The sequence below is a fragment of the Streptomyces sediminimaris genome (genome assembly GCF_047049295.1).
GTDB lineage: Bacteria > Actinomycetota > Actinomycetes > Streptomycetales > Streptomycetaceae > Streptomyces > Streptomyces sediminimaris.
On sequence record NZ_JBJWOT010000001.1, the window covers coordinates 4991590 to 5007696 of the forward strand.

13 protein-coding genes are annotated in these 16107 nt (G+C 71.3%); 7 read left to right on the top strand and 6 right to left on the bottom strand.

What is annotated here, in order from left to right:
• The first annotated feature begins 28 nt into the window (after positions 1–28).
• Positions 29–853, top strand: a complete 825-nt coding sequence (locus ACJ9NR_RS23255; protein ID WP_412494268.1) for a Cof-type HAD-IIB family hydrolase — start codon at positions 29–31, stop codon at positions 851–853.
• Between the two features lie 100 nt (positions 854–953).
• Here the strand turns inward: ACJ9NR_RS23255 and ACJ9NR_RS23260 are convergent, their stop codons facing one another.
• Positions 954–1436 carry a transglycosylase SLT domain-containing protein gene (locus ACJ9NR_RS23260; RefSeq protein ID WP_412494269.1) on the bottom strand — a complete coding sequence of 161 codons (483 nt, stop codon included), beginning with the start codon at positions 1434–1436 and terminating at the stop codon, positions 954–956.
• Between the two features lie 1095 nt (positions 1437–2531).
• On the opposite strand from ACJ9NR_RS23260, the gene ACJ9NR_RS23265 reads away from it, so the two are divergent.
• From ACJ9NR_RS23265 to ACJ9NR_RS23280, 4 genes are all read left to right on the top strand, one after another.
• The gene (locus ACJ9NR_RS23265) at positions 2532–3542 is read left to right on the top strand and encodes a polyprenyl synthetase family protein (protein WP_412494270.1); all 1011 of its coding nucleotides are present in this window, start codon (positions 2532–2534) and stop codon (positions 3540–3542) included.
• Positions 3543–4134: 592 nt separating this feature from the next.
• Positions 4135–5343: a LolA family protein gene (locus ACJ9NR_RS23270; protein WP_412494271.1), complete on the top strand. Its 1209-nt coding sequence runs from the start codon at positions 4135–4137 to the stop codon at positions 5341–5343.
• Between the two features lie 46 nt (positions 5344–5389).
• A complete protein-coding gene (locus ACJ9NR_RS23275) occupies positions 5390–6364 on the top strand; it encodes an ABC transporter ATP-binding protein (RefSeq protein WP_412494272.1) in 975 nt (324 codons plus the stop codon).
• Complete coding sequence (locus ACJ9NR_RS23280; protein WP_412494273.1) at positions 6351–7229, top strand: ABC transporter permease; 879 nt, start codon at positions 6351–6353, stop codon at positions 7227–7229. The genes ACJ9NR_RS23275 and ACJ9NR_RS23280 overlap by 14 nt, the downstream gene beginning before the upstream one ends.
• Positions 7230–7476: 247 nt before the next feature.
• Here ACJ9NR_RS23280 and ACJ9NR_RS23285 read toward each other — a convergent pair whose 3' ends face one another.
• Entirely contained in the window at positions 7477–7992 is a 516-nt protein-coding gene (locus ACJ9NR_RS23285; RefSeq protein ID WP_412494274.1) for a hypothetical protein, read from the bottom strand.
• Positions 7993–8247: 255 nt separating this feature from the next.
• Between ACJ9NR_RS23285 and ACJ9NR_RS23290 the strand changes: the two genes are divergently transcribed.
• Entirely contained in the window at positions 8248–9798 is a 1551-nt protein-coding gene (locus ACJ9NR_RS23290) for a tetratricopeptide repeat protein (RefSeq protein WP_412494275.1), read from the top strand.
• 232 nt (positions 9799–10030) lie between these two features.
• Here the strand turns inward: ACJ9NR_RS23290 and rarD are convergent, their stop codons facing one another.
• Together rarD and ACJ9NR_RS23300 are read right to left on the bottom strand one after the other, a co-directional pair.
• Complete coding sequence (gene rarD, locus ACJ9NR_RS23295; protein ID WP_412494276.1) at positions 10031–10978, bottom strand: EamA family transporter RarD; 948 nt, start codon at positions 10976–10978, stop codon at positions 10031–10033.
• A 271-nt stretch (positions 10979–11249) separates the two neighbouring features.
• Entirely contained in the window at positions 11250–12104 is an 855-nt protein-coding gene (locus ACJ9NR_RS23300) for an SDR family oxidoreductase (RefSeq protein WP_412494277.1), read from the bottom strand.
• Between the two features lie 91 nt (positions 12105–12195).
• On the opposite strand from ACJ9NR_RS23300, the gene ACJ9NR_RS23305 reads away from it, so the two are divergent.
• Complete coding sequence (locus tag ACJ9NR_RS23305) at positions 12196–12594, top strand: winged helix-turn-helix transcriptional regulator (protein ID WP_412494278.1); 399 nt, start codon at positions 12196–12198, stop codon at positions 12592–12594.
• 95 nt (positions 12595–12689) lie between these two features.
• On the opposite strand, the gene ACJ9NR_RS23310 is transcribed toward ACJ9NR_RS23305, so the two are convergent.
• Together ACJ9NR_RS23310 and ACJ9NR_RS23315 are read right to left on the bottom strand one after the other, a co-directional pair.
• Positions 12690–13805: a 2-oxoacid:ferredoxin oxidoreductase subunit beta gene (locus ACJ9NR_RS23310; protein WP_412494279.1), complete on the bottom strand. Its 1116-nt coding sequence runs from the start codon at positions 13803–13805 to the stop codon at positions 12690–12692.
• Complete coding sequence (locus tag ACJ9NR_RS23315; RefSeq protein ID WP_412494280.1) at positions 13798–15726, bottom strand: 2-oxoacid:acceptor oxidoreductase subunit alpha; 1929 nt, start codon at positions 15724–15726, stop codon at positions 13798–13800. Before ACJ9NR_RS23315 ends, ACJ9NR_RS23310 begins: the two co-directional genes overlap by 8 nt.
• Between the last annotated feature and the right edge of the window lie 381 nt (positions 15727–16107).

Genomic DNA, 16107 nt, shown 5'->3' on the forward strand with positions numbered 1-16107 from the left:
TGGCGCGTCCGGTCCGTATTCTCTGATCATGGCCGCACCCACCGCATATGCACTCATCGCCACCGACCTGGACGGCACGCTGCTGAGAGGCGACGACACGCTGTCCGAGCGGTCCCTCGCCGCGCTCGCGCGGGTGGCCCGGGCCGGGGCCCGGCACCTGGTCGTGACGGGCCGGCCGGCGCCCAGGGTGCGGCCGCTCCTCGACGACCTGGGCAGCGGGGGGCTCGCGGTGTGCGGGCAGGGCGCGCAGGTGTACGACGTCGGCGCGGACCGTCTGCTGTGGTCCGTCACGCTGGAGAGGGAGCTCGCCGAGACCGCCCTCGGCAAGATCGAGGCCGAGGTGGGCCAGGTGTTCGCGGCCGTGGACCAGGACGGTGTGGACGGGCTCACGCTCATCGAGCCCGGCTATCTGATGCCGCACCCCACATTGCCGGCCGTGCGGGTCGACCGGCGCGACGACCTGTGGTGCGCGCCCATCAGCAAGGTGCTGCTGCGCCACCCCGACCTGTCCGACGACGAGTTGGCGGCGGCGGCGCGCTCGGTGGTCGGCTCGCTCGCCTCCGTCACCATGTCGGGGCCCGGCACCGTCGAACTCCAGCCATGCGGCATCACCAAGGCGACGGGCCTCGCTCTGGCGGCCGCGCACCTGGGGCTCGGCCCGCGGGAGACGATCGCCTTCGGCGACATGCCCAACGACATCCCCATGTTCGACTGGGCGGCCCACGGGGTCGCCATGGCCAACGCCCATCCCGAACTGAAGGCGGTGGCCGACGAGATCACCCTGTCGAACGAGGACGACGGCATCGCCGTCGTCCTCGAGCGACTGTTCCTCGCCGTGAGCCGTGAGCCGTGAGCCGTGAGCCGTGAGCCGTGAGCTGTGAGCCGTCGGCCTGGGCTGCTTCGGGCTACTCGCAGCAAGGGGCCGGCATTCCGCGCCAGGGCGGGCGGAGTGCTCAGTAGGCGCCGTAGACGTTGTCGATCGACCCGTAGCGCGCGGCGGCGTACTTGCAGGCGGCGGTGATGTTGGCGACCGGGTCGTAGGGGTTCATCAGCGTGCCGGGCACGTGGTAGGCGAGGAACGTCGGGTCGATGACCTGGAGCAGGCCCTTGGAGGGGGTGCCGGCCAGCGCGTTCGAGTCCCAGTTGTTGATGGCGGCGGGGTTGCCCGAGGACTCGCGCATGATGTTGCGGTAGATGCCGTCGTACGAACCGGGGATGCCCTGCTGCGACATGACCTGCAGGGAGGCCCGGATCCAGCCGTCGAGGTTGTCGGCGTAACCCATGGAGGTCGCGGTGAGCGTCGTCGGTGTGGCCGCGGAGGCGCTGGTCGCGCCGATGATCGGGAGGGCCAGGACGGCGGCACCCGTGCCGGCGACGGCGAGCTTGCGGGCGAGGCGGGAGTTCTTGGGACGGCGGTGCCGAGCGGCAGCGGACATGGGGATTCCTCTCCGGCGCCTGCGAGGTGAGCTGTCGGGTTCGGGCGGGAGCTGCCCGGCCGCGCGGCCGAAGGGCGGCGCGACTTCACCCCCAGCCGGTCCGGGGCGGTGCCCGGTCCGGCGACTTACCTGGGTCCCCCGCTCCTGCCGTGCGAGTGGGTTGGTCGATGGGTCGGCCGGGCTGCGGCAGGATTCGGCGTCTGCCCGACTGGCCGGGAACGTATGCGAGAGCACATGTCCGGAACAAGTGCCGGATTCACAGACCACGCCTGTTGACCTTGGTCGGGGTTTGTGGGGCGCTTGATCCTTTGCTGTTGCCAATCCCCAACTGGCCTGTGCGTGACGGGATGACGGGGAAGCTGAGGAGCCGTCGGATCCCAGGCCGACGTGACCCAACTCACTGGCATCCGCAAGAGCGGCAAATCGGGCAATGAGCTCAACTCATGTGCAACCAGCCGCTCATGGGGTCCGTCGCCCCCAAGTCCGGTGGAGGGTCACCTTTTCGGCCTCGACGCAGACCGTCCTATTGAAGGTCAAAAAGGGACGAATCAGAGTCGATGATCACGAGCTGCCGGGGCGCGTGGCCCACCCGGCGGAACCCCTCGTGTGGTGCAGATCGTTCACGGGGCAGTCGTCCTCTGCGGGGTCCGGAAGAGCCCTCCGCGGAGGCCCGGGGGAACCCTCTGGGCGGTCCGGAGGAACCCTCTGGGTGGTCTGGAAGAGCCCTCCGTGGTGGTCCGGGGGAACCCTCTGGGCGGTCCGGAAGAGTCCTCCCCGGTGGTCCGGAAGAGCCCTCCGCGGAGGTCCGGGGAATCCCTCTGTGGCGGTCCGGAGGAGTGATGTCGCGAGGGTCTTCGAGTCGCGGTCCGTGGCCGTCCCGGGGATCGTCCGAAGTGCCGGTAGACAAGTCGGTAGATATCAGCTCATATGAGGCGATCAAAAACATACCGGTCGTGATCCGATACCGCCCGTGGTGGACGGGTGGGCGGCATGGGTGATCGAAAGGTGACCGGATACGCTGACTTGAGTGATGGCAGCGACCTATCGACAAACCGCGTAGAACGCCAGTGGACACCAGCAGACAGGAGACCCCTCGTGACCGTCGTCGGGCCGTTCGGGCTGAGCGTGCGGGACCAGGCTCTGGAAGCCGATGTCCAGGCCGGATTGGCGGCTGTCGAGGAGGGTTTGCTCGAAGCCACCAAGAGTGAGGTCCCCTTCATCACGGAGGCCGCCCAGCACCTGGTGCGGGCGGGCGGCAAGCGGTTTCGTCCCCTGCTGGTGATGCTCGCCGCGCAGTTCGGCGACCCCTACGCGCCGGGGGTCGTGCCCTCGGCCGTCGTGGTCGAGCTGACCCATCTGGCGACCCTGTACCACGACGACGTGATGGACGAGGCCGCGGTGCGGCGCGGTGTGGACAGTGCCAATACCCGCTGGGGCAACTCGGTCGCGGTCCTCACCGGCGACTTCCTGTTCGCGCGCGCCTCGCACATCCTGGCCGACCTGGGGCCGGAGGCGGTCCGGGTGCAGGCCGAGGCGTTCGAGCGCCTGGTCACGGGGCAGATCCTGGAGACGGCGGGACCGCAGGACGGCCGGGACCCGGTCGATCACTACCTGGACGTGCTGGGCGGCAAGACGGGTTCGCTGGTGGCCGTGTCGTGCCGCTTCGGGGCGATGATGTCGGGCGCCGACGAGACGGTCGTGGACGTGCTGACCCAGTACGGCGAGCGGCTCGGGGTCGCCTTCCAGCTGGCCGACGACGTGCTGGACATCGCGTCCGACTCGCGGGAGTCCGGCAAGACGCCGGGGACCGACCTCCGCGAGGGGATTCCCACCCTCCCGGTGCTGCGGCTGCGGGAGCGGGCGGCGCGGCTGGGGCTGGCCGAGGACATCGCCCTGTGCGAGCTGCTGGACTCCGACCTGAGTGACGACGCGCGGCTCGAGGAGGCGCTGGCCGGGCTGCGGACGCACCCCGCGCTGGGGCGGGCCCGCCGCGACACCGTGCGGTACGCGGAGGAAGCGCGTGCGGCGCTGGCCCCGCTTGCGGAGTGCGACGCGAAGCTGGCGCTGATGGAGATGTGCGACGCCGTGGTCCACCGGGCCGGCTGAGTCCTCCCGGGCTGATTGAGTCCGCCCGGGCCGGCTGAGTCGTCCCGCGCTGACTGAGTCGTCCCGGGCCGGCTGAGTCATCACGGTGGCGTCGGCTGAGTCATCACGGTGGCGTCGGCTGAGTCTTCCCGCGCCGTCCGAGACCCCTCGGAAAAAGGGCGCGCGCCTTGCGCTTCGCCCGCTGTGGTGCACCTCACAGACCTGGACCTAGTCCAATCCGAGATCGCTTCTGTGACGAGATCACTTCCGCAGTCGGTGCCGTGAGGCCGGCGCAGGGGCGCCGGTCGGTCCGCGGGAAGGACCTGAACCGACGGGTCGGGGCCGACCGCCGGGAACTGACAGGGACTCACCTTCGGGGCCCATTTCCCGTACGACCCCTACGGGTCGGGGGAGGCGTCGCCCTCCCGCGTCATACCCCAGGTGTACACGGAGTTGAATCCCCGGTCTGACGCTTCCTCCTGGCGGATTTGGTGAGATGGAAACCACGGAAATCACCACTCCTCACCGATTCGGGTGAGAATGGCGGCACGGGGTGGGCAACAGAACCACGCGAGTTGGCCAAGCCGCCGCCGACGACGGAGGTAGCGCACACATGGCACCGTACGAATCCGACGAGAGCACGACCGCCGAGGAGGCCGACGACCTCCGTGCGGGCCGGCGCAAGGCCGCACGGTATGTGGTCCCGGTCGCGGTGGTGGGGGTGGCGGCGGCGACCATCGGGCTCGTCCCGGCCCTCGCCGACTCCGGCGACCCCAACCTGCCGAAGATCAGCGCGCAGCAGCTCATCGACAAGATCGCCAAGTCGGACGTGCAGCAGATGTCCGGCACCGTGAAGATCAGCACGGATCTGGGCCTGCCGAACCTCGGCGGGCTCGAGAACAGCCTGGCCTCCGGAGCCGCCGGGTCCGGTGACGGCTCGTCCGCCGATCCCAGCTCCAAGCTCACCGAGCTCGCCACCGGCACGCACACCCTGCGCGTCGCGTCCGACGGCCCGGACCGGCAGAAGGTCTCGCTGCTGGAGAAGGCGGCGGAATACAGCCTCATCCACAACGGCAAGGACGTCTGGGGCTACGACAGCCGGTCGAACGAGGTCTACCACGCCACCGCCGCCGACAACGCCGAGGCGCAGAAGAAGCAGGACGTCCCGGCCACGCCCAAGGACCTCACCGACGAGGCCCTGAAGTCGGTCGACGCCACGACTTCCGTGCGCGTCCAGGGCACCGCCCAGGTCGCGGGCCGTGACGCCTACCGACTGGTCGTCAAGCCGAAGCAGTCCGGGTCGACCGTCGGCCAGATCACCGTGGCCGTGGACGCCAAGACCGGGATGCCGCTGAAGTTCACGCTGACGCCGTCGAGCGGCGGCGCCGCCGTGATCGACGCGGGCTTCACCCAGGTCTCCTTCGCCCGGCCGAGCTCCTCGACCTTCGACTTCACCCCGCCCAAGGGTGCGAAGGTCACCGAGGGCGGCCGGGCCGGGCACGGGCTCAAGGGCACCGACAGGGCACCGATGCCCGGCGGGGCCCTCGCCGAGGGCGCCGGCGGGATGAAGGTCCTCGGCAAGGGCTGGAACTCCATCGCCACCTTCGACACCGGCGGCAAGGGAGTGCCGTCCGGCTCCCGGGCCGGCGGTCAGTTCGGTGGCTTCCTGGACTCGCTCGGCGACAAGGTCTCCGGCAAGTTCGGCTCGGGCACGGTCTTCAAGACCCGTCTGGTCAACGCCCTGATCACCGACGACGGCAAGGTCTACGTCGGCGCGGTGAACAAGGCCGCGCTGGTGAAGGCCGCCGACGCGGGGAAGTAGACAGCGCGGTCGACCGCCGTGCGCGTATGACGAATCGAGGGAGCCGATGGGCGAAGCGTCCGCCACGGAGCCGGAGGGGGGCGGGCCGGGTGACGGCGTCATCGCCACCCACGGGCTCACCAAGCGCTACCGCGGCGGGCAGCTCGCCGTCGACGGCCTGGACCTGACCGTCCCGGCGGGCAGCGTCTTCGGCTTCCTCGGTCCGAACGGCTCGGGAAAGACCACCACGATCCGCATGCTGATGGGGCTCATCGAGCCCACGTCGGGCACGGCGCGCGTGCTCGGGCGGCCCATGCCGCGCGCCTCGCGCACCGTGCTCCCGCACGTCGGCGCCCTGATCGAGGGCCCCGCCCTCTACGGCTTCCTCTCCGGCCGCGACAACCTTCTGCGCTACGACGCTGCCGACCCGACCGCCGATCCGCGCACCCGGCGCACCCGCGTCGCGGCGGCGCTGGACCGGGTGGGCCTGACGGCCGCGGCCGGCAAGAAGGCGAAGGCGTACTCGCTGGGGATGAAGCAGCGCCTCGGTCTCGCTGCCGCGCTGCTCCAGCCGCGCAGGCTGCTGGTGCTGGACGAGCCGACCAACGGCCTCGACCCGCAGGGCATGCGCGAGATCCGCTCCCTGGTCAGGGAGTTGGCCTCCGACGGCACCACCGTCTTCCTCTCCTCCCACCTGCTCGACGAGATCGAGCAGGTCTGCACCCATGCCGCGGTGATGGCGCGGGGCCGTCTGATCACCCAGGGCCCGGTGGCCGCCCTGTCGGCGGGGGTGCGCGGCCGGCTGGTCGTCACCACGCCCGACCCCGGGGACGCGGCCCGGGTGCTGAAGGAGCAGGGCGCCGCCGACGTCGTCGTGGCCGAGGACCGGGTGAGCGCGGAGCCGCCCGACCGCGATCTCGCGGAGGTGAACGCCGCGCTGGTGACGGCCGGCGTCCGCGTCCGCGGCTTCGGCGTGGAGCGGGCCTCCCTGGAGGACGCGTTCGTGGCACTGACCGGGGAGGGTTTCGATGTCGCAGGCTGAGGCGGTGCGCGCACCACGGCCGCTGTGGACCTTCGGGCTCCTGCGCAGCGAACTGCTCACCACCTTCCGGCGCTGGCGCACCCTCGCGCTGCTGGCCGTGCTGGCGGCGGTGCCGATCCTGGTCGGCATCGCGGTCAAGATCGAGACCAACGGCGGCTCGACGGTCGGCGGCGGCCGCGGCGATGGCGGCGGCGGCCCGGCGTTCATCTCGCAGATCACCAACAACGGCCTGTTCCTGGTCTTCACCGCACTGGCCGCGACGCTGCCGTTCTTCCTGCCGATGGCGATCGGTGTCGTGGCGGGCGACGCGATCGCCGGCGAGGCGAACTCGGGCACCCTGCGCTACCTCCTGGTCGCCCCCGCGGGCCGCACCCGCCTGCTGCTGACCAAGTACGCGACCGTGATGTCCTTCTGCCTGGTGGCCACCCTCGTGGTCGCGGTCTCGGCGCTGACCGTCGGGGCCGTCCTCTTCCCGCTCGGTGATCTCACGACGATCTCCGGTACTCAGATCTCCTTCGCCGAGGGCCTGGGGCGGGCCCTGCTGATCGCCCTGGTCGTCGCCGTCTCACTGGTGGGCGTCGCGGCCCTGGGCCTGTTCGTCTCCACGCTCACCGGCAGCGGCATCGCCGCGATGGCGACCACGGTCGGACTGCTGATCACCGTCCAGATCCTCGACCAGATCCCCCAACTGCACGCCGTGCAGCCGTACTTCTTCTCCCACTACTGGCTGTCCTTCGCGGACCTGATGCGGGAGCCGGTCTACTGGGACGACCTGACGAAGAACCTCGGCCTCCAGGCCCTGTACGCGGCGGTGTTCGGCTCGGCGGCATGGGCGCGGTTCACCACGAAGGACATCACCGCCTGAGGACACGGTCCACGGACCGCCCGTCACCGGCCGCCGGATGTCGGCCGCCTGTCACCGACCGCTTGTCACCGGCCGCCGGACCTCGGCCGCCTGTCACCGACCGCTCATCACCGACCGCCGGATGTCGGCCGCCTGTCACCGGCCGCCCGTCACCGACCGCCGGATGTCGGCCGCCCGTCACCGGCCGCGACCCGTCGGCCGCCATCCGCCATCCGCCGGACGTCGTCCGCCGGTCACCGGCCGCCGGTCACCGGCGGCGTTCGCCCGCTCCGGTCAGCCGGGCGAGGGCCTCCGTCTCACGGGGCGGACGGCCGCCGAGGTCGCCCAGGCGCCAGTCGGTCACCCAGGGCACGCGGTAGACGTCGACGACCGACTCGATCAGCCGGACCTGCTTCTCGAGCGGCTTCGGCAGCCGCCCCGGGGCGTCCGCGACCAGTACGACCCCGTCGAGGTCGAGCCCGGGCGGGGCCTCCCCGAGCCGGAACACCTCCAGGGTGCGCAGCACGGCCGCGAGGCCCGACGCGTGCGTACGGGCCACGAGCAGCACGGACGCCGGGTCCCCGGGACCAGGCCAGTCACGGCCGCAGTCGTGACCGCCGAAGACCGCGGCGAGCGTGGTGACGCCGGCGCCGCCGTGGGTGGCGACCCAGGAGTAGCGCCGGGCGGTGGCGTGGGCATGAGCGGGCTCCACCGGTCCCGGCCCCGGTACGGCGACCGGGCCGCGGAGCCAGATCTCCGGTCCCTTCTGCACATCCGTCCGCATGCCCGCTCTCCTCTCTCCTCACGCCTCCCTGATCGTCGTGACCCGGGTACGGTCACGCGAGGGTGGGCGCGGTACCTGGGACGAGGCTGTGACGCCACGGTGACGTGAGAACCGGCAGCGACCGGAGAGACTCGAGAGTACGTGCACAACCGGGTCTTGACGCCGGGGGAGCGGAAGTCCGACGGCGGGAGGGAGCACCATGGAAGCCGGACGCGCCGTCCACGGACTCCCCGACGCATCCGAGTGAGGGAAGCGATGTCTCGACTCAGCCGCGAGAACAAGCGGGAACACAAGCACGCCGCGGGCTCGGCGGCCCTCGCGGCGGCCCCGATCGACGTCCGCGTCCCCGTGGCGGGGCCGGTGGGCGCGTGGGTCGGCGGTGTGCCGGTCGGCGCGGCGGCCGGCGAGGAGATCCAGCAGGCCGTCCTGAACCACCTCACGCGCATCGCCCTCGCCACCGGCCACCCGGTCCTGGCCACGGTCCACGACGAGCGGATCGGCTACGTCGTCCCCCTCGAGGTGGCACCCGACGGAGCCAGCGGCTTCACGGGGGAGCCTGCGCGGATGGCACCCGCCGGACAGCCGGCGGCGCCCTCGCAGTCGGCCCCCGCGCAGTCGGCCCCTGCGGGGCAGCCTGGGGAGGCGGCGCGGGTGCTCCCGCCTCCGCCTCCGCCGCCCGCTCCGGTACCGGCACGGACGCCGACACAGGCACCGGAAGCGGCAGCGGCACTTTCACCGGCTCCGTCCTCGTATCCGGCTGCTTCCCCGCTGCCGTCCGTGCCGCCCGCCGAGCCGGAGGCCCCCGCGGCGGGGGCGCGGCAGTCCGAATCCGAGCGGCAGCCCCGGCGCGACAAGCCGACGCATGCCCTGCGGGCGGCCTCGGAACCTCAGCGGGAGACCGCGCCGACCTTCCCGCTGCGGGCGGTGTCGGAGCCGCAGCCGCTGGGGGAGAACGTGCCGACGTTCCCCCTGCGGGCCGTCCCGGAACCGGGCGGGGCGGACGCCCCGTCGACGTTCCCGCTGCGGGCGGTGCCCGAGTCGGCCGAGGACCGGGCCCCCGGCACGGTCGCGGCGCCGAAGGGCGAGTTCGGCCCGCCGCCGCCGATGGACGCGGTGCCGCAGCGCCACCCGGCCCCCCAGGACACGCCCGCCCCGCGGCCGGAACCCGCCCGACGGCCGGAACCCGCCCGACGGCCGGAACCCGCCTCCGGACGTCCGTCGAGTTCCTCCCTCACCGTCATGCCCCTGGACGTGGACCCGGCCGCCGACCCCGACGCCAGGCAGACCCCGGCCCGCGGCTTCGACGCCGTGGCCGAGGCCGTCCTCGGCGACGAGCCGCCGGCCACCACCAGCTTCCTCGTGGAACCGATGGCGCAGATCAACGAGGCCGTGAAGGCGGGCCGGACGGAAGCGGCGGCGGGACTGGCCGAGAGCGCGGTCGCGGAGGCGTCGGCGGCACTCGGACCGGACCACGACGAGGTACTGCGGCTACGCGAACTCACCGCGTACATCGCCTACCTGGCCGGTGACCCGGTCCGCTCCTTCCGGCTCTCGCTGGACCTCGCCCGGATCCGCCGGCGCACCGGTGACGCGGAGGCGGCCTACGGCAACGTCCAGAGCGCGGCCTCCGCCTGGCGCGCCGTGCGCGAACCGCGGCAGGGGCTGGAGCTGGGCCGCGAGCTGATCGGCCTGTGGACCGAGCTCACCGCCGAGGACGGCCCGGCCGCCGACGACATCGAGCAACTGGAGTCGGCCCGCGCCCGCATGGGCAGGCTCACGGAACGCGCCCGCAAGTCGGCCCCGTAGCAGACGACTCGCTCCCGGACGCCAGGGCGCCGTGACGCCAGGACACGGTGACGCCGTGACGCCGTGACGCCGTGACGCCATGACGCCAGGACACGAGGACACGAGAACGTCAGGAGACGAGGGCGTCAGTAGGGGAGGGCGTCAGTAGGGGAGGGCGTCAGGAGCCGGGATTCAGAAAGACAGCCGTGGACCACGCGCCGCAGGAGCGGCGGTGGCAGTGGCCCGTCCGGCGTCACACGTCCACCGCCGTGGCGGCCGGAGCCTCCGCCTTCGGCGCCCGGATCCTGCGGGGTCCGCGCGCAGCGCGCAACGCGTCCCAGGTCAACAGGGACAGCGCCACCCACACCAGCCCGAACCCGGCCCACCGCTCCACCGGCATCTCCTCGTGGAAGTAGAAGATCCCGAGCAGGAACTGGAACACCGGCGCCAGATACTGCAGCAGCCCGAGTGTCGACAACGGCACCCGGATCGCCGCCGCCCCGAAGCAGACCAGCGGCAGCGCGGTGACCACCCCGGTCGCCGCGAGCAGCGCTCCGTGCCCCGCCCCTTCGGTCGCGAACGTAGACCCGCCCCGCGAGGACAGCCACAGCAGATAGCCGACCGCGGGTATGAACTGGATCGCGGTCTCGGCGGCCAGCGACTCCATCCCGCCGAGGGCGACCTTCTTCTTCACCAGCCCGTACGTGGCGAACGAGAAGGCGAGCGTGAGCGAGATCCACGGCAACTGCCCGTAGCCCACGGTGAGCACGACGACGGCGGCGAAGCCGGTCGCGACGGCCACCCACTGCACCGGACGCAGCCGCTCCTTCAGCAGCAGCACGCCCATGGCGATGGTGACCAGCGGGTTGATGAAGTACCCGAGCGAGGCCTCGACCACGTGCCCACTGTTCACGGACCAGATGTAGACGCCCCAGTTGACGGTGATCACGGCCGCGGCGACCGTGACCAGCCCGAGCCTGCGCGGCTGCCGCAGCAGCTCGCCGGCCCAGGCCCAGCGCCGTGTCACGACGAGGGCGACGGCCACGAAGACGAGGGACCAGGCCATCCGGTGGGCGAGGATCTCCACCGCGCCCGCGGGCTTCAGCAGCGGCCAGAAGAGGGGGACCAGGCCCCACATCCCGTAGGCCGCGAAGCCGTTCAGCAGTCCTGTGCGTCGCTCGCCGCTCGACTTCCCGCTCACGGGCCCTCCTCACCTTGCCGCACACGTGTGCCAGGCAGAAGGTAACGCCAACCACCCTCACCTGTCATGCCCGTATCGCCATACGGTCATGACAGGCGAGGGTGGTGTCCTCGCGGGCCGCCGGGGGGTCCGGGCAGTCCGAGAGCCCGAGAGCCCGAGAGTCCGAGAGTCCGAGAGTCCGAGAGCCCGGGCAGTCCGGGCGGTCCGGGCAGTCCGGGAGCCCCGGGGTGCGCGGGGCGCGGGTGCAGGGGGAGTCGGTGCCCGGCCGCCGTCAGCCCTTGAGTGCCGCCGCGACGGCGTCGGAGAGCGGGGTGGTCGGACGGCCGGCCAGCCGGGACAGATCACCGGTGGAGACCACCAGTTCGCCCTTCTCGATGGAGGCGTCCACGCCCGCGAACATCGCGGCGAGCGGGCCGGGCAGGCCGGCGCCGGTCAGGATGCCGGTGTAGGCCTCGACCGAGACGGGGTTGTAGGTGATCTCCCGGCCGGTCTGCCGGCTCAGCTCTGCCGCGTACTCGGCGAAGCTCCACGCCTCGTCGCCACCCAGCTCGTACGCCTTGTTCTCGTGGCCCTCGCCGGTCAGGACCGCGACCGCGGCGGCCGCGTAGTCCGCGCGCGAGGCGGAGGAGACGCGGCCCTCGCCGGCGGCCTGGACGACGGCGCCGTGCTCCAGCACCGGGGCGAGGTTCTCGGTGTAGTTCTCGTGGTACCAGCCGTTGCGCAGCAGCGTGTACGGCACGCCGGAGGCGAGCAGGGCCGCCTCGGTGCCGCGGTGGTCGTCGGCGAGAGCGGCCGTCAGGCTCGCGGGGGCGCTGGTGTAGGCGAGCAGGGCGACGCCGGCGGCCTTCGCGGCGTCGATCACGACCTTGTGCTGGGCGACCCGGTCCTTGTCGAACTCGGTGCCGGAGATGAGCAGCACCTTGTCCCCGGCCGAGAAGACGCCGCCGAAGGTCTCGGGGCTGTTGTAGTCGGCGACCGCGAGCCTCACGCCGCGTCCGGCGAGGTCGGCGGCCCTGGATGCGTCCCGTACGACCGCCGTGATCCGGTCGGCGGGGACCTTCTCCAGCAGCTGTTCCACGACGTGGCGGCCGAGGTGTCCGGTGGCGCCGGTGACGACGATGCTCATGATGGCGAACTCCTTGTGGGGTGCGGATGACACTTACCCTAGGAGCTGCGCTAACTATTGGAAAGTACCAACTTTGAAGTAAGGTACTGGCATGGGAGTAAGTAGAACGGAGACGGTCGTCGAGGCGATGTGCCCCTATCGCCTCGTCCTCGAACATGTCACCAGCCGCTGGGGTGTCCTGGTCCTGATCGAGCTCCTCGACCGCCCCTACCGCTTCAGCGAACTGCGCCGCGCCGTCGGCGGCTACGGCCGCGGCGTCAGCGAGAAGATGCTCACCCAGACCCTCCAGACCCTGGAACGCGACGGCCTGGTGCACCGTGACGCCAAGCCCGTGATCCCGCCCAGGGTCGACTACTCCCTGACCGATCTGGGCCGGGAGGCGGCGGAGCAGGTGCGCGGCCTGGCGATGTGGACGAAGAAGCGGATGGACGCGGTGCAGCAGGCCCGGGAGGCGTACGACACCCGCCGAGCAGGTCCCGACGCTCCCTGATCCCGCTCCCGATGCCCCTGTTCCTGATCCCGCTCGCCCCTCCTGCTCCCCCTCCTGCTCCCGCTCGCGTTCCTGTTTCTCCTGATCGCGCTCCGTCAGCCGACGACCGTCCAGGTGTCGCCGCCGGCCAGCAGGGCCGCCAGGTCGCCCTTGCCGTGGTGCTCGACGGCCGAGTCGAGCTGGTCGGCCATCAGCGTGTCGTACACCGGGCGGTCGACGGACCTGAGCACACCGATCGGGGTGTGGTGCAGGGTGTCCGGGTCGGCCAGCCGGGACAGCGCGAAGGCGGTGGTGGGCGACGCGGCGTGCGCGTCGTGGACCAGCACGTCCGCCTCGTTCTGCGGCGTCACGGTGACGACCTTCAGATCACCGGTCGCCGGGTCCCGCACGACACCGCGTGAACCTCCCCCACTCTCGGCTCCGCTCGAGCGGGAGGTGCCCCCACCCCCGAAGCGGATCGGCTGCCCGTGCTCCAGCCGGATCACCGCTTCCTCGGCCTGCTGCTTGTCCTTGACGGCGTCGAAGGCGCCGTCGTTGAAGATGTTGCAGTTCTGGTAGATCTCGATCAGCGCCGTGCCCGGGTGGGCGGCCGCCTCGCGCAGCACCGACGTGAGGTGCTTGCGGTCGGAGTCGATGGTCCGGGCGACGAAGGACGCCTCCGCGCCGATGGCCAGCGACACCGGGTTGAAGGGCGCGTCGAGCGACCCCATCGGCGTCGACTTCGTGATCTTGCCGATCTCCGAGGTGGGGGAGTACTGCCCCTTGGTGAGACCGTAGATCCGGTTGTTGAACAGCAGGATCTTGAGGTTGACGTTCCGGCGCAGGGCGTGGATGAGGTGGTTGCCGCCGATGGACAGGGCGTCGCCGTCGCCCGTGACGACCCACACCGACAGATCGCGCCTGCTGGAGGCCAGACCGGTCGCGATGGCCGGGGCCCGTCCGTGGATGGAGTGCATGCCGTACGTGTTCATGTAGTACGGGAAGCGGGACGAGCAGCCGATGCCCGAGACGAAGACGATGTTCTCCTTGGCCAGGCCCAGCTCCGGCATGAAGCCCTGCACGGCCGCCAGGATCGCGTAGTCACCGCAGCCGGGGCACCAGCGCACTTCCTGGTCGGACTTGAAGTCCTTCATGGACTGGCGGGCCTCGGCCTTGGGAACGAGGGAGAGCGCCTCGATCGTGCCCGTGCCTTCCGTGGACGTCTCAGCCATCGATGGCCTCCTTGAGAGCCGTGGCGAGCTGTTCGGCCTTGAACGGCATACCGTTCACCTGGTTGTACGAGTGGGCGTCGACCAGGTACTTCGCCCGGATCAGGGTGGCGAGCTGCCCGAGGTTCATCTCGGGGATCACCACCTTGTCGTAGCGCTTCAGCACCGTTCCGAGATTGCGCGGGAAGGGGCTGATGTGGCGCAGATGGGCCTGCGCGACCGACTCCCCGGCCGCGCGCAGCCGCCGTACCGCGGCGGTGATCGGCCCGTACGTCGAACCCCAGCCGAGCACCAGCGTCCGCGCCTCGTGCGGGTCGTCGACCTCCAGGTCCGGCACGTCGATGCCGTCGACCTTGGCCTGGCGGGTGCGGACCATGAAGTCGTGGTTGGCGGGCGCGTAGGAGATGTTGCCGGTGCCGTCCTCCTTCTCGATGCCGCCGATGCGGTGTTCGAGGCCGGGCGTGCCGGGGACGGCCCAGGGGCGGGCGAGGGTCTGCGGGTCGCGCTTGTACGGCCAGAAGACCTCGGTGCCGTCGTCGAGGGTGTGGTTCGGGCCCTGCGCGAACTGCACGCTCAGGTCCGGGAGCTCGTCGAGCTCGGGGATGCGCCACGGCTCGGAGCCGTTGGCCAGGTAGCCGTCGGACAGCAGCACCACCGGGGTGCGGTACGTCAGCGCGATCCGCGCCGCCTCCATGGCCGCGTCGAAGCAGTCGGCCGGGGTCTTCGGGGCGATGACCGGCACCGGCGCCTCGCCGTTGCGGCCGTACATCGCCTGGAGCAGGTCGGCCTGCTCGGTCTTGGTCGGCAGGCCGGTGGACGGCCCGCCCCGCTGGATGTCCACGACCAGCAGCGGCAGCTCCAGCGAGACCGCGAGCCCGATGGTCTCGCTCTTGAGCGCCACGCCGGGACCGGAGGTGGTGGTCACGGCCAGCGAGCCGCCGAAGGCCGCGCCCAGCGCCGCGCCGATGCCGGCGATCTCGTCCTCGGCCTGGAAGGTGCGCACGCCGAAGTTCTTGTGCCTGCTCAGCTCGTGCAGGATGTCCGAGGCCGGGGTGATCGGGTACGAGCCCAGGAACAGCGGCAGGTCGGCCTGGCGTGAGGCGGCGATCAGGCCGTAGGCGAGGGCGAGGTTGCCGGAGATGTTGCGGTAGGTGCCGGGCGGAAAGGCGGTGGCGGCCGGCGCGACCTCGTAGGAGACCGCGAAGTCCTCGGTCGTCTCGCCGAAGTTCCAGCCGGCGCGGAAGGCGGCGAGGTTCGCCTCGGCGATCTCGGGCTTCTTGGCGAACTTGGAGCGCAGGAACTTCTCCGTGCCCTCGGTCGGCCGGTGGTACATCCACGACAGCAGCCCCAGCGCGAACATGTTCTTGCTGCGCTCGGCCTCCTTGCGGCTGAGGTCGAACTCCTTCAGCGCCTCGACCGTCAGCGTCGTCAGCGGCACCGGATGCAGGCTGTAGCCGTCGAGCGAGCCGTCCTCCAGCGGGGAGGCCGGGTAGCCGACCTTCTGCATCGCCCGTTTGGTGAACTCGTCCGTGTTGACGATGATCTCCGCGCCGCGCGGCAGGTCGGCGATGTTCGCCTTCAGGGCGGCCGGGTTCATCGCGACCAGGACGTTCGGCGCGTCGCCCGGCGTGAGGATGTCGTGGTCGGCGAAGTGGAGCTGGAAGGAGGAGACACCCGGCAGGGTGCCGGCGGGGGCGCGGATCTCGGCGGGGAAGTTCGGCAGCGTCGACAGGTCGTTGCCGAAGGACGCCGTCTCGGAGGTGAACCGGTCGCCGGTGAGCTGCATACCGTCGCCGGAGTCCCCCGCGAACCGGATGATCACCCGGTCCAGCCTCCGTACGTCCTTCGCTCCGCCCGGTTCGCGCTGTTCTCCGACGACGGCTCCGTCTGCCTGCTCCGCTGTCCTGCTGACCTGGCTGGTCACTGAACTGGACCTCCCTCGAGGCGGCTGTCTGGGACCGGCCTTCCCGCAGGCCCTCCCAGGATCAACCCTACGTCGGTTAGGGTCGCCTTCCCGCGGCCATTCGCATGATGGACACGAATCCGAGACGCCGCGACACCCCGACTTGTCATGATTTCTCGCCCCCCGGCGCTCCTTTGAAGACGCTCCCCGCGTCCGTTTCGGTTCTAGGGCAGTTCTAGGGCAGTTCTAGGGCGGACTCACAGACGGACCGACAGCGGGACCGACAGACGGACCGACGGACGGACCGACAGACGGACCGACGGACGGACCGACAGACCGACAGGCGGATGGACAGCCGGGCGCGACGAGCGGACAGCCGCCCACGGACCAAGTGTCAGCCCG

Excerpts from the sequence above, each read along its gene's own strand:
- ACJ9NR_RS23285 (WP_412494274.1), bottom strand. The coding sequence starts at position 7,992 with ATGCGGACGGATGTGCAGAAGGGACCGGAGATCTGGCTCCGCGGCCCG.
- ACJ9NR_RS23280 (WP_412494273.1), top strand. The coding sequence starts at position 6,351 with ATGTCGCAGGCTGAGGCGGTGCGCGCACCACGGCCGCTGTGGACCTTC.
- ACJ9NR_RS23300 (WP_412494277.1), bottom strand. The coding sequence starts at position 12,104 with ATGAGCATCGTCGTCACCGGCGCCACCGGACACCTCGGCCGCCACGTC.
- ACJ9NR_RS23255 (WP_412494268.1), top strand. The coding sequence starts at position 29 with ATGGCCGCACCCACCGCATATGCACTCATCGCCACCGACCTGGACGGC.
- ACJ9NR_RS23260 (WP_412494269.1), bottom strand. The coding sequence starts at position 1,436 with ATGTCCGCTGCCGCTCGGCACCGCCGTCCCAAGAACTCCCGCCTCGCC.
- ACJ9NR_RS23305 (WP_412494278.1), top strand. The coding sequence starts at position 12,196 with ATGGGAGTAAGTAGAACGGAGACGGTCGTCGAGGCGATGTGCCCCTAT.
- ACJ9NR_RS23275 (WP_412494272.1), top strand. The coding sequence starts at position 5,390 with ATGGGCGAAGCGTCCGCCACGGAGCCGGAGGGGGGCGGGCCGGGTGAC.
- ACJ9NR_RS23310 (WP_412494279.1), bottom strand. The coding sequence starts at position 13,805 with ATGGCTGAGACGTCCACGGAAGGCACGGGCACGATCGAGGCGCTCTCC.
- ACJ9NR_RS23270 (WP_412494271.1), top strand. The coding sequence starts at position 4,135 with ATGGCACCGTACGAATCCGACGAGAGCACGACCGCCGAGGAGGCCGAC.
- ACJ9NR_RS23290 (WP_412494275.1), top strand. The coding sequence starts at position 8,248 with ATGTCTCGACTCAGCCGCGAGAACAAGCGGGAACACAAGCACGCCGCG.